The organism is Paenibacillus macquariensis, assembly GCF_900156375.1.
Lineage (GTDB): Bacteria > Bacillota > Bacilli > Paenibacillales > Paenibacillaceae > Paenibacillus_AQ > Paenibacillus_AQ macquariensis.
The window spans coordinates 142,411-155,405 of record NZ_FTNK01000012.1 but is presented as its reverse complement, the minus strand read 5'-3'; the positions used below and the strand labels follow the sequence as shown (position 1 = coordinate 155,405).

Here is a 12,995-nt window from a genome sequence, read left to right as displayed (position 1 = left end):
TGCTGCACTTCCACAACGCCATAAACGGGCGGAAGGGAGGTGCTTTTGACGTTCAGAAGGATCGATCTCATTCGTGATTGGTGAAGCTGCAATCCAGTGAATTTCCTGCTGAGTTGGGTTTTGGTTACATTGTTCCGTCAAAGTGATCCGTGCTACACTTCAAGTATTATTTTGTAGAGGACGGAGGGTGAACTAAGATGAATCATTTACTAAAGCAAATCTACAACCGTCTTTTGTCTGGCTCTTACAGGAGCATACGAACCAAACTGCTCTTCTGTTTTCTCATTGTGACGATTATTCCGCTACTCTCGCTTGGAGCCTTGTCTTATTACCAATCTGCAAAGGTCATTAATTCTCAGTTTGGTAAATATGGAGAGAATGCAGTAGCTCAATTGGAACAGCAAACGAGCTCTTATTTGAACCGCATGAGTCAGACAACGGAAACGATTTATTCCTACTTACTTGATCCTGCGCGGGTTGATCTAGGAGATCAGATACCCACATCGTATAAAGATATTATGGATAAGAATGATTTTGAAGTACTTTTGAAAGCGCTTAAACAGGATCGGACAATGGGTATCTATATTATTACCCGTTCCGGCTATTACTACGGGGAAAATAATCTCGATGTATCCAAGCTCAGTCTTATACCCGCATGGCCAGTAATGAAGAATTCGTATTCTGAAAAGTATTGGCTAGGATTTTATCCTCAGAATCACGGTATGGAGGATACGATTGAGAACGGGATTTCGGTGCTTGGCTTGGCTGTTTCGGTTAATAATCCTTACGGAGCACTGCGAGGCAGTAAAATTTTAATCGAAGAAAACGCCGAAGATCTGCTTCATATGTTCCAGTTGTTCGAGAACGATACGAAGGCTCATCTCAAAATAGATGATCCACAGGGACGGGTTATCTATGAGACGGCAGCCACCTTCAATTCCAAAGAGAGTGACATCGTATGGAATAAAACGATTGAAGTTAATGGGTGGAGCATCGAGGCGAGATTGCCGGCTACATCGTTCTACCACTCTTCCAGCATTATAAGGTCGAATACTATAATCGTCGCTATTGCTTCCTGTCTGCTGGCCTTTGTACTAGCGTACTTGTTCTCTTCCCGGTTTACCGTACGTATTCGCCGTCTTAAGGATGCGATGCAGAAGGTAAGATTCGGCAAGTTGCATACGATGACGCAGGTTGATGCCAAGGATGAGCTGGGTAGTCTGGATACAAGCTTTAATAATATGGTGAGCGGTATACAGTCGTTAATTGGCGAGGTTGAGCGGAGTGAGCGACTTAAGAAGGAAGCGGAGTTAAGGGCCTTCCATTATCAAATCAATCCCCATCTGCTGTTCAACACTCTTAATTCGATACAATGGAAAGCGAGACTGCAAGGAGCGGAAGATATTCGTCAGATGCTATACCATCTTACTATGGTACTTGAAGGTAATTTGGATATCTCACAGGAGCTGATCCCTATAGAGCGTGAGCTGCGAATGATGGAGCATTTTCTGAAAATCCAGGAAATTCGCTATGGTCCCATGTTCGAGTTTGAGTTGGAATGCGATGAGCAGTTGAAATGCTATTTGATTCCCCGTATGACACTGCAGCCATTATTCGAGAATATTTTCTTTCACGGCTTCGAGGACGGTAAAGGTGTGATCCATTTATCCGTTAGGGAGACAGGCAATCATCTACTGCTTACATTATCTGATAACGGGGCTGGTATTTCTGCGGAGAAGCTGAAGCTTCTATTCTTGCCGAATATGACGAAACGCAAAGGAAGGGGAGGACTCGGAGTTCAAAATGCCGATCAGAAATTCAAGCTGCACTTTGGCTTGCAGTATGGATTAACTGTACAATCGATTCAAGGTGAAGGGACTAGGATCATCATGGAATGGCCTAAGAAGGAGGAGAACCTGAATGGAAACAACAAAGACGATTAAGGTGTTAATAGCAGACGACGAGAGCATTGTCCGTAAGGGACTCCGGTCGACCGTCCCATGGGATAAATATGGAATGGAAGTCGTCGCGGATGCTCCGAGCGGCCGCAAAGCCTGGGAAGCCTTCCTTGAACATCGGCCTGAGGTCGTCATTACAGATATTGTCATGCCCGAGATGGATGGCATCGAATTGTCACGCAGAATAAAGGAGAAGGCGCCCAACACAAAAATTATCCTACTCAGTTGCCACCGGGATTTTGAATACGCTCAGCAGGGAATGAAACTGGGCGCATCGGGCTATTTGCTCAAAACCGCCTTCGAGGATGAAGAGCTGGAAGATATGCTGGAGAAGTTTCAACGTGAGCTTACGACAGTTTCGGAATCTGTGGCGCCAGCGGAAACCGCCAGCGATCAAGGAGAGCGGCTTAGTACGCTGTTATATGCTTGGCTGAACGGACATAACGATAAATTTATTGGCGAAATGGAGAAGCGTACTCGTGAAGAGTGGTATTTCCATAATGAGCCCGTCTATATATATCTGGTAAAGACCTCAGGCTGTGAGTCATCCTGGGTGGATCTATTGAAGGAAGCCGCATATGAGGACCGAAGGTTTTATGAAGGGGCTATTATTCCTTATGGGCAGGATCGATGCTACTGTATCGTGGCGAAATCAGATTTGAATGCTGTGGACATGTTGCTGGTGGAACAAAAGAGCAAGAGTGCGAAGCTGCAGTGGGCAAGAAGAGGGCCGCTCTTACATGCGGAAGAACGACTTCAAGCATGGTCAGCGCTGCATCAAGAAGCCGAATTGGAGAAAATCCACAGCGTATCTGCGGTGGATTGGCCGGATGCAATCTGGCGAGCAGTTAAACTGCTGCATGATAACCCAGCTGCGGAATGGTCGGTTAGCGACGTAGCAAGGCAGGTCGGCCTCAGCCGCAGCCATTTCTCGATCCTGTTCAAGAAAGCGGTGGGGGACAGCTTCGTCGCCTTTCAATATAAACGCAAACTTAAACTGGCCTATATGTTATTGAAAGATACGACCCTTACGATGCAGGATATTGCCGAGCGCACGGGACTTGGCGATAGTAAATATTTCAGTAAATGGTTCAAACGCTGTACGGGACAAACACCTAGCCACTACCGTACCCAACAAAAAAGCGGTACGCTCCTAACAGATGTACACCTCCCCAAGTGAATCGAACAAAAACACACAAATGTTCGAATAGATAACGGTTTTGAAACGCTTTCATTTTAGTTATGATGAGAGCAGTTCAATTATGATATACCACATGGATAGGGGGCTGCCAGAATGAAAAAGAAAATTTCTCTTGTTGTTCTCACGACTGCTATGTCAATGATGTTGCTTACTGCATGTACCGGTAATAACGAAAGTGCAAATGGCACGACGCAGCCCGTAAATGGAAATGGTTCCACAAAAGTGAAAACGCTTCGATTTGCCACATGGGATACCGGAGATGCGCTCAAGATTGAGCAGGATATCGCAAAGAAATTCGAAACCAACCATCCTGGAACGAAGATTCAGGTAGAGGCTTACGCGGACGGATTTGACCAGAAGCTGGCTGCAGGCTTCGGTGCTACGAATCCTCCCGATGTGATGTACATGTGGGATTTTCCAACCTATCACCAGTCGCTTGAGCCGCTTAACAGTTACGCAGACGGAGATAAGGACCTGAACAAGGATGACTTCTACAGCGGCTTGTTCAATTACGCGACAATTGAAAACAGCCTTTATGGTATTCCAGCAGGCTTCACGACTCGCGTTGTTTACTATAACAAGAAAATGTTTGATGATTCGAAGATCCCTTATCCGAAAGATGGGTGGACGTGGGATGACTTCCAAGATATCTCCAAGCAACTGACAGATAAAGCAAAGAAGCAGTATGGCTTCGGTGTTCGGGCCGAGAACGATACGTATGATCTGCAAGGTTTTGTATGGAGTAACGGTAGCTCTTTGATCTCAGATGACGGCAAAACGATAAACGGCTACATGAACAGCAGTGAAACAGCAAGCGCTATTCAAATGTTTGGCGACATGGTGAAGAACGGTTCGGCCGTGCTTGCAGGCGGCAAAGGTCAGCAAAGCGGCGAGGATATTTTCAAAGGCGGCAAAATCGCCATGTGGGAGAGCGGTATTTGGCCACTCGAATCCTTTAAACAAGCAGGCATAGATGTAGGCGTCGTGGAGATGCCAGCCTTTCCAGGCAAGCCAGTTAAAGGCGTTGTTGCAGAATCTGCGCTGTCCATTGCCAAGGATTCCAAAAATAAGGATCTGGCTTGGGAATTCATCAAATATTATGTATCCAATGAAGCGATCAAGATGCGAGTAGCAGATTTGCCAGTAAGGGTAAGCGTCGTGAAAGAGCTCAAGAAAGATCAGGATCCTCTGTACAAGCCGTTTTATACGATGTTACAGCGTTCTGACAATACACCGGCCTTTCTGCTTAATACGAAGTGGAATGAAATAAATAGACAGCTTTCCGCGGCAGTAGAATCAGTTGTGCATGGCGGTAATGCACAGGATACATTGAATCAAACGGTAAAGGAAAGCGAACGTTATTTGAAATAAAATTACAGCTTCAGAAGGAAGGTTAGGATATGGCTCACACCTACCCGCAGACAGTAGGGAAACAATCGGCTAGCCTGGGGCCTAGAAGGAAACGCAGATGGGGTGGGGCTGCGCCCTACCTCTTCATTTTCCCGTGGATCTTCGGATTCCTCGTTTTCACTTTAGGGCCATTGTTGTTCTCACTTATCATCTCATTGTTTGACTGGCCGATCGTGGGCAAGGTGCATTTTATTGGATTAGGCAATTATGTGGAAATGTTTACCGATGATCCGTTGTTCTGGAAGTCTTTCGGAGTCACGCTTAAGTTCGCAGCTCTGTTTGTTCCCCTCAATATTGCAGTTGGGCTGGGACTTGCGATTCTGCTCAATCAGAATACACGGGGCAATGCTATTTTTCGAACAGCATTCTACTTACCTTCTGTTATCTCGGGCGTTGCACTCGCTATGATCTGGTCTTGGGTGTACAGCGGTGATTACGGCATATTGAATTATTTCCTGTCGATCATCGGTGTACAGGGTCCGGATTGGTTGAATGATAAGAATTGGTCTCTTGTAGCAATGGTTGTCGCAAGTCTATGGGGACAAGGCTCAATGATGCTCGTATTTCTCGCAGGGCTCAAGGGGATACCAAAGGATCTTTACGAATCGGCTTCGATCGATGGAGCAGGTAAAATCAGGCAGTTCATTAGCATTACGATTCCGATGCTGAGCCCGACGATTTTATTCAACCTTATCACTTCAATTATCGCTGCCTTTCAACAGCTGACTCTCGCGTTACTGCTCACTGGTGGAGGCCCTATGAAATCTACGTACTTCTACGCGATGTATATGTATGAGAATGCGTTCAAGTTCTTCAAAATGGGCTACTCTGCAGCAAATGCATGGTTCATGTTCCTTATTGTGCTCACATTGACATTCCTTGTGTTCAAGTCGTCAGAGGCTTGGGTGTTCTATGAAGGGGAAATGAAGCGCAAGCCAGAGAAGACAACTAAGTCTGTTAGAAAGGGGAGATCTGCATGAAACGATTCATCGTTTATGCTTTATTGATCTTCTGCTCGCTGTTGTTCGCTGCTCCATTATTTTGGGCGGTGACGACAGCTCTCAAATCGCAATCGGAGCTCTATCTTTTTCCACCAAAATGGATTCCTTCTGATTGGAAATTCATCAACTTTGTCAATGCATGGACGATTCAGCCCTTTAACTTATTTCTGAAAAATACGTTGATCGTGACGTTGTTGTCTACGATTGGTCAGTTGATATCCTGTACTCTCGTGTCTTACGGGTTCGCGAGATTTGAATTTAAGGGACGCAATCTACTTTTTCTCGTTGTACTAGCGACTATGATGGTCCCTTGGGAAGTGACGATGATTCCGCAGTATATGGAGTTCAACTATTTGGGATGGATTAATACGCTCAAACCGCTTATCGTTCCATCGTGGTTCGGTTCGGCTTACTTCATCTTCCTGCTTAGGCAGTTTATTCTGACGATTCCACGTGAATTAGATGAAGCTGCAACCATTGACGGGGCCAGTAAGTTTGGCATTCTTGTGCGAATCATTGCTCCGCTCATGGGGCCTGCGCTCATATTAGTCGGCGTGTTTCAAATTATGAGCTGCTGGAACGATTATCTAGGACCGCTGATTTTCCTTAATGATCAGACAAAATACACACTGACGCTCGGACTATCGCAGTTCAAGGGCATGTTCGGCGTAGATATGCAGTCCATTATGGCGATTACCTGTCTAATCTCGATTCCTCCGCTCGCTGTGTTCTTCTTTGCACAGCGTTATATTGTCGGTGGAATAGCAGGTACGGGGATTAAGGGATAGGTAGGTAGAGAGATAGAGATTCGAGAGGAGAAGCAGCTATGCGAAACGAGAAAGTAGAACGCGATTGGGATAACCTTGCCGTGCTGGAGCGCGGCCGCACGAGAAGCCGGGCATACTTCGTCCCATATTCCGATCGTGCTGGAGCTTTGAGCTATGACCGAGGGAGCTCCCCTTGGTTCCGATCATTGAATGGAAGTTGGAAGTTTCATTATGCGAAAGGGCCTGACTGGGCCCCAGACGGATTTTATGAAGAGAAATACGATGCATCTAGCTGGGATGAAATTCAGGTTCCAAGTCATTGGCAGCTGAATGGCTATGGGAATCCACATTATACTGACTTATATTATCCATTTCCTGTCGATCCACCACATGTACCTAATGATAATCCGACAGGTAGCTATATACGAGAATTTGAGCTTCCGGAACATTGGGATGGAAGAAAGATTGCCCTCAAGTTCGATGGCGTAGATAGTGCTTTTCATGTGTGGGTCAACGGGATATTCATCGGGTATAGCCAAGGAAGCCGTTTAACATCGGAGTTTGATTTGACGCCTTATGTAAAGCCGGGGAGCAACCGTATGGCTGTCCGTGTTTACCAATGGTCGGACGGCACTTACTTGGAAGATCAGGATATGTGGTATATGAGCGGTATTTTTCGCGATGTTTATTTGATTTCGGAGCCATCCTCTGTCCGTATTTTGGACTACCGGATTGTTACAGAGTTGGATAACGAATATTGCGATGCCACGCTTTCCATACAGGTAGAGTTGAATGGAGAGGACTTGCGAGGAGAAGTGCGGCTGGACCTGCTCGATCAAGAAGGTGCACTTGTATCTTCTGTAGTGAATCTAATCGCCGCTGCTGAAGATCAGACTTCTTTTGCTTCGTTCGTGATTCCAGTCGTGAAGCCAGCACTCTGGAGTGCAGAAGCTCCTGCTTTGTATCATCTGGTGATTCGTATCGCGGATAACAATGCTCAAGTGGTCGAGACAGTTGCCCAGCGAGTTGGCTTTCGCAAGATAGAAGTAAAGAACGGCCAATTCCTGGTGAATGGCAAAGCAATTTTACTAAAAGGCGTAAATCGGCATGATCATCATCCAGATACGGGACGAACGGTCACGCTTTCGACGATGATCCAAGATGTAAAAATGATGAAGCAACATAACATTAATGCGGTCAGAACGGCACATTATCCGAATGATCCACGGTTCTATGATATTTGTGATGAATATGGCTTGTATGTCATGGAAGAAACAGACTTGGAAACACATGGATTTGAGCTTCTGGGCAATATTTCCAAGCTAAGCGATGATCCTGCTTGGCAGGAGGCGTATATGGACCGGGTTCGCCGTATGGTGGAGCGGGATAAGAATCATCCATCCATTCTGTTCTGGTCACTGGGTAACGAGTCCGGTTTTGGTTGCAACTTCCGCGCAATGTCGGAATGGTGCAAGAAGGCAGATCCGACCCGTCTTATACATTATGAAGAAGATCGGGAAGCGGAAGTGTGCGACATTGTGAGTACGATGTATTCCTCCGTGGAGAAAATGGAAGGATTCGGTCAGATGGTTGAGCACCCTAAACCGCATATCCTATGTGAATTCGCTCATGCGATGGGGAATGGTCCAGGTGGGCTCAAGCCATATTTCGACACCTTTGATGCTTATCGAAGATTGCAGGGCGGCTTCGTCTGGGAATGGATTGATCACGGTATTCGCAGGAAGACAGCCGATGGCAAAGACGATTACGCTTATGGTGGAGACTATGGGGATGTACCGAACAACAGCAATTTTGTTATTGATGGCCTGGTTCGTCCGGATCGAACGCCATCTCCTGGACTTCTTGAATATAAGAAAATTATCGAGCCTGTCAGGGTCGAATATATAAATAATAATCGCATACGAATCACCAATCGGTATGACTTTATAACACTGGATCACCTTTATGCAGATTGGAGCGTGACGGTAGATGGACGGACCGTCCAAAGCGGTGTATTGCTGCTGCCTCGGATAGGCCCAGGTGAAAGTGAAGAAATGTTCGTTCCTACTCGAAATGACTCGCAGCTGACACTGTTGGTGAATGGTGCGGAGCGTTGGCTGAATATCGGCTTTTCGCTTGCAGCATCTTGCATTTGGGGAGAGCGAGGGCATGAGATCGCTTGGGTGCAGATTGCACTTGAAGCTGTAGGAAATGAGCAGAGTAGCACAAATACCCGAATGGATGGGGATAACGCCGATGAAGGATTTACCCCGGCAACCGCTAATCTACCTATTCGGAGATTATCCTGCACGGAGGAAGGACGACGGATCGTCCTTAAGAACGATTCTTTCCAAGTGGCATTCGATTCTCGGCAAGCAGGGATCAGCTCACTCCGAATAAACGGTAAAGAGTTATTGAACAAAGGACCGCATCTCAACTTCTGGAGAGCGCCGATTGACAACGATATGTATGTCCTGCCCGACTGGCGTAAGGCACACCTCGATAAGCTGACGGAACGAATCGATGTTTGCCGTTGGGAGCGATTGGATGAAGGGACGATTCAAATTAGATGGACCTCCCGTATTGCCCCGCCAGTTTACGATTGGGGTTTTCGCTGTGAAACGATTTACACTGTAACAGGCTCAGGTCTAGTGACTATTGATGTGCACGGTGTACCAGAAGGGAAACCGCCTGCCATGATTCCTAAAATTGGACTTCAAATGGAGATACCTTCAGATATGAATTCTGTTAAATGGTATGGCCGCGGTCCGGGAGAAAATTATTCCGACAGCAAGGAAGCAGGACGATTTGGTGTATATAGCAAGTCAGTTGATGAACTATTTACCCCTTATATTTATCCACAAGAAAACGGAAATCGTACGGATGTTCGCTTTGTATCCATCACCGATGGTAGCGGTATTGGGCTGCTTGCGGCAGGTGTGCCTACGCTTGAATTCAGTGCCCGACGTTATACGGATGCTGACTTAGAATTAGCCAAACATGTGAGTGATCTTGTTCCGCGTGATTTCATCACGCTAAATTTGGACTACCGCCAGAATGGTCTTGGCAGCAATAGCTGTGGGCCTGCTCAATCACCACAGAGCACAGTTACGTCAGAGGAATTCCGTTTCCGGCTGCTGCTACAGCCCTACCTTTCCGAAGATGCCGCTCCCGAGAGGCTCAGCCATCAGATGAGATTGGAAGCGAAGTACCTATAACAAGAGGGGAACTTACCATGCTTAAATCAGAAGACATACTGAATGAATCTGATCACCTCAATAAATATTGCTACTTGAAAGGCTTCGTTTGGGGATTCTCCGCCTTGCTCCAGAGCAAAGAAAGGGGTAGGAGATGTCCGATTATTTAAAGGATTTACTTCGTCTGCCAGTGGGTGTACGCCGCTTTTTAATGACCGAAGCGTTATACGGGATCGGAATCGGCCTGTATGCACTCGTTCTCAATTTACATTTATTATCCAAAGGATTAAAAGAAGACCAGATTGGTGCATTGGTATCTGTAGGTATATTAATTATGGGGGTGTTAGCCATTCCTGTATCCTTACTTGCCAATCGATTAGGTCGAAAAAAGCTGTTGATTATTGGCGTTCTGTTTGTTGCGGCAGGCAATATACTGTATGCGATCAGTGGAGAAATTGTATATTTCTACGTGGCACAAGTCCTCGTCTCGATCGGACTTACGCTAGTGGAGACAACAGAGGTACAACTTCTCTTCAATTATTGTTCTTCACGCAAGGAAGAGATGCGTGCATTCTCACTTATGTTCGCGGTCTTTACAGCCTTCACAGGAGTAGGAACTTTAATCGCAGGATATCTGCCTAGTGGAGCAGGGGATGGAGAAGGCTATAGGACTGCTCTGCTTTTAGCTGGTCTGGTGCTTGTTATACATGGGGTTATCCGTGGTCTATTACTGCCTGCGGAGAGCAGCGTCATTCTGAAAGAAAACAGTCATGAAACAATCCGAACCCGAGAAATCTTGCCTCGTTTGAAGCTGAAGCTGCCAAGCTCTAAGCTGTGGCTGTTCTCTGTGTTCATGGCTTTACTTGGGGGTGCGCTCGCCATTACGGGGTCATTCTTAAATGTCATCGTCAAATACCGGCTGGACTGGCTTGATGATAACGTTTCCCTGCTGCTCGCTGTAGCAGGTATCGTCCTCTTCGTGTGTTCCTTGCTGACCCCATATATGATGGAGCGATTCGGCCAGCATTATGCTATTATTTTCGTTTTTCTCATCAATATCGTGCTTTTTACCGCTCTTTTCTGGTTAATGCCGGTTTGGATGTTCACGATATTGTTCCTGATCCGCGGGGGCGCTGCGACAATGCTCTCCAATTTAGTTGACAGCCAGTTAATGTCTGCGTTAAAAGAAAGAGAGAGGAACCTCTTCGCGGGTATGCGGTCTGTGTTCCGCAGTGTAGGTTCCTCGATTGCAACTTTTTATGCGGGGTTGATATTGACGGGCGCAGACTATCAGATGCCCTTCTTAGTAACTGCGGTGGTGCTGGGCATAGGGTTAATATATTATATGCGGTGGGTTCGTCCACTTTTAGATTAAACAGATTTGGTTGCATTCGTTTTTGAGTATTAACAATTTATCAGTTGTAATTATTTTAAGCTCGTTTCAAATATTTCTATAATGAATGGATAAAATTAAGTGTATTTGGTATTAAAACACCCAATGGTGGGAGACCGCATCACTGGCAGTGATGCGGTCAGGGGAGATGGTTCCCTAAGCTCCACCATATTAAAGAAAGCAAACCACTTCTTAGGAAATGGTTTGCTTTCTCTTTTTTTAAGGCAAACATAGTTGCTCATATTATTAAATCAAGCTGCTAGCTGATTGTTTTTCTTTCCACATCATTGTAATGACTAGACCTATAAACATAATGACAGCAGCAAAGAGATATGGATAGTTGATGTTGACATCAAATAATATACCGGCTAACGCGGGCCCGACGATATTACCCAAGCTTGTATAGGTTGAGTTCATTCCAGCGATAAATCCTTGTTCTTTTTCGGCCGATTTTGATAAATATGTTGTTAATGCTGGTCGTAGCAAGTCAAATGCGAGAAAGATGAAGCAAGTTACTAGCAAAATGGCTAAATAGCTTGAGATCATGGTGGATGCTACGGCTAATACAACGCCAGTGATTAAGCATAACTGGATGAGTTTCTTTTCACCGAATTTATTTACCATTTTACCAAACAAAAAGACTTGAACAACAACCCCAAATATGGAGCTTATTGTAATAATGGTAGCAATATCTCGCGGGGTGAAACCAAATTTATGATCAGAAAATAGACTAAATACAGTTTCATATTCTGATAAACCAAAGGCCAATACAAACACAATAATAAAGGCAATTAAATATTGTGGATGAAATGATCGTTTGATATCACTTACAAAGCTTGTATCTTTTTTAAGCTGAGCAGTTTCCAAAAGCTGTTGTTTGGTTAGTGGCTCTTTTAAAATGAATAGGGATGAAATACATGTTATTAATGCGAAGCCACCAGCAAAGTAGAAAGGGGCACGAATACCCAGCTCAGCAATAAAACCTCCAATACCTGGACCAATAATAAACCCGAAACTAATGGCGGCAGAAATATATCCCATTGCTTTTGGTCTTTCCTCTACTGATGTAATATCTGCAACATAGGCAGTAACGGCTGGCATTATAAAGGCAGCACTAATACCTCCTAATATTCTGGAAAAATAAAGAATGAATACATCTGTACTTAACCCAAAAATCACCTCGGATAGGCTAAAGATGAATAATCCGATGATGATCATTTTCTTTCTGCCATACGTGTCAATCCATCGTCCTGCCAGAGGAGACATGAGTAATTGTGCGAATGCAAAGGCCGCCATAAGATAACCCATCGATCGGCCTGATAAATGCATCATATTCATAAAGGATGGCATAACAGGGATGATAAGTCCGACGCCTAGAAAAACAATGAATATATTACTTAATAGAATGAGTAAGACTGTTTTTTGTTCTTTCAATGGTTTCTTCATGAAGTAATACCTCTCTTTTGTAAAATCATAGCTGTGAAATACCTCTCCAAAATACGGTCCAGGAGGCATTTAGTTTATCGTTCAAACGTGTTTCATTATTCCCATATGCAAGCTCTAGCATGATCGAATCAACTACACCTAAGAAGGCAAGAGTAGGAATGGAGGCGGTATCTTCCATGATGGCTTTGGCATCGATCCAATCTTGAAATTTGCTTTCTAGTACGGTTTGAATCTTTATTTCCGTATCAGTGACTTCCTCATTAATCGCTGTTGCCAAATGGAGAGGTGGGAAAAAAGACATACGCAGCCAGAACTTTAACTGCTCGCTCTTTTGAAACAAATCAATGACTAATTGCAGATAACCAAATAAATCTACTTTGGGATTATAGGTATCCACTTTACTCAAATATTGTAGTTTAGATGAGATTTCTGCCTCTTTGGCATCTTGTAGAACTTGTAGGAATAGATCGTCTTTCCCTTTGAAATGAGCATAAAGAGACTGCTTTCTCATACCAACATCCTCGGCAATTTGAGACAGAGATGCTCCCTCATATCCATGAATTGTGAAAAATTTTAAAGCGACGTCTTTAATCTCCTTACTTTTCAATAGAATCACCTCGAT

The 12,995-nt window shown here is 44.9% G+C and carries 9 protein-coding genes; 7 read left to right on the top strand and 2 right to left on the bottom strand.

The genetic code is table 11. The annotated features are described in order from the left end of the window. The first annotated feature begins 197 nt into the window (after positions 1-197). From BW961_RS20030 to BW961_RS20000, 7 genes are all read left to right on the top strand, one after another. Positions 198-1,943 carry a sensor histidine kinase gene (locus tag BW961_RS20030; protein WP_068586291.1) on the top strand — a complete coding sequence of 582 codons (1,746 nt, stop codon included), beginning with the start codon at positions 198-200 and terminating at the stop codon, positions 1,941-1,943. Then, positions 1,921-3,138: a response regulator transcription factor gene (locus BW961_RS20025; protein ID WP_068586294.1), complete on the top strand. Its 1,218-nt coding sequence runs from the start codon at positions 1,921-1,923 to the stop codon at positions 3,136-3,138. The genes BW961_RS20030 and BW961_RS20025 overlap by 23 nt, the downstream gene beginning before the upstream one ends. A gap of 114 nt (positions 3,139-3,252) precedes the next feature. After that, on the top strand, positions 3,253-4,530 hold the full coding sequence (locus tag BW961_RS20020; RefSeq protein WP_068586297.1) for an ABC transporter substrate-binding protein: 1,278 nt from the start codon (positions 3,253-3,255) through the stop codon (positions 4,528-4,530). Positions 4,531-4,559: 29 nt separating this feature from the next. Next, on the top strand, positions 4,560-5,549 hold the full coding sequence (locus BW961_RS20015) for a carbohydrate ABC transporter permease (protein WP_082867497.1): 990 nt from the start codon (positions 4,560-4,562) through the stop codon (positions 5,547-5,549). After that, positions 5,546-6,358, top strand: a complete 813-nt coding sequence (locus tag BW961_RS20010) for a carbohydrate ABC transporter permease (protein WP_068586300.1) — start codon at positions 5,546-5,548, stop codon at positions 6,356-6,358. The genes BW961_RS20015 and BW961_RS20010 overlap by 4 nt, the downstream gene beginning before the upstream one ends. 38 nt (positions 6,359-6,396) lie before the next feature. Continuing rightward, positions 6,397-9,555: a beta-galactosidase, LacZ type gene (gene lacZ / locus BW961_RS20005; RefSeq protein WP_068586303.1), complete on the top strand. Its 3,159-nt coding sequence runs from the start codon at positions 6,397-6,399 to the stop codon at positions 9,553-9,555. Between the two features lie 133 nt (positions 9,556-9,688). Beyond that, positions 9,689-10,909 carry an MFS transporter gene (locus tag BW961_RS20000; RefSeq protein WP_068586306.1) on the top strand — a complete coding sequence of 407 codons (1,221 nt, stop codon included), beginning with the start codon at positions 9,689-9,691 and terminating at the stop codon, positions 10,907-10,909. Positions 10,910-11,173: 264 nt separating this feature from the next. On the opposite strand, the gene BW961_RS19995 is transcribed toward BW961_RS20000, so the two are convergent. Together BW961_RS19995 and BW961_RS19990 are read right to left on the bottom strand one after the other, a co-directional pair. After that, positions 11,174-12,373, bottom strand: a complete 1,200-nt coding sequence (locus BW961_RS19995) for an MFS transporter (RefSeq protein WP_068586309.1) — start codon at positions 12,371-12,373, stop codon at positions 11,174-11,176. 25 nt (positions 12,374-12,398) lie between these two features. After that, positions 12,399-12,989 (bottom strand): TetR/AcrR family transcriptional regulator, encoded by a 591-nt coding sequence (locus BW961_RS19990; RefSeq protein ID WP_280175213.1) that lies wholly within the window; start codon positions 12,987-12,989, stop codon positions 12,399-12,401. Positions 12,990-12,995: the final 6 nt, after the last annotated feature.

Bases quoted from the DNA above. Each gene is read 5' to 3' on its own strand.
- BW961_RS20030 (WP_068586291.1), top strand. From the start codon at position 198: ATGAATCATTTACTAAAGCAAATCTACAACCGTCTTTTGTCTGGCTCT.
- BW961_RS20025 (WP_068586294.1), top strand. From the start codon at position 1,921: ATGGAAACAACAAAGACGATTAAGGTGTTAATAGCAGACGACGAGAGC.
- BW961_RS20020 (WP_068586297.1), top strand. From the start codon at position 3,253: ATGAAAAAGAAAATTTCTCTTGTTGTTCTCACGACTGCTATGTCAATG.
- BW961_RS20015 (WP_082867497.1), top strand. From the start codon at position 4,560: ATGGCTCACACCTACCCGCAGACAGTAGGGAAACAATCGGCTAGCCTG.
- BW961_RS20010 (WP_068586300.1), top strand. From the start codon at position 5,546: ATGAAACGATTCATCGTTTATGCTTTATTGATCTTCTGCTCGCTGTTG.
- lacZ (WP_068586303.1), top strand. From the start codon at position 6,397: ATGCGAAACGAGAAAGTAGAACGCGATTGGGATAACCTTGCCGTGCTG.
- BW961_RS20000 (WP_068586306.1), top strand. From the start codon at position 9,689: ATGTCCGATTATTTAAAGGATTTACTTCGTCTGCCAGTGGGTGTACGC.
- BW961_RS19995 (WP_068586309.1), bottom strand. From the start codon at position 12,373: ATGAAGAAACCATTGAAAGAACAAAAAACAGTCTTACTCATTCTATTA.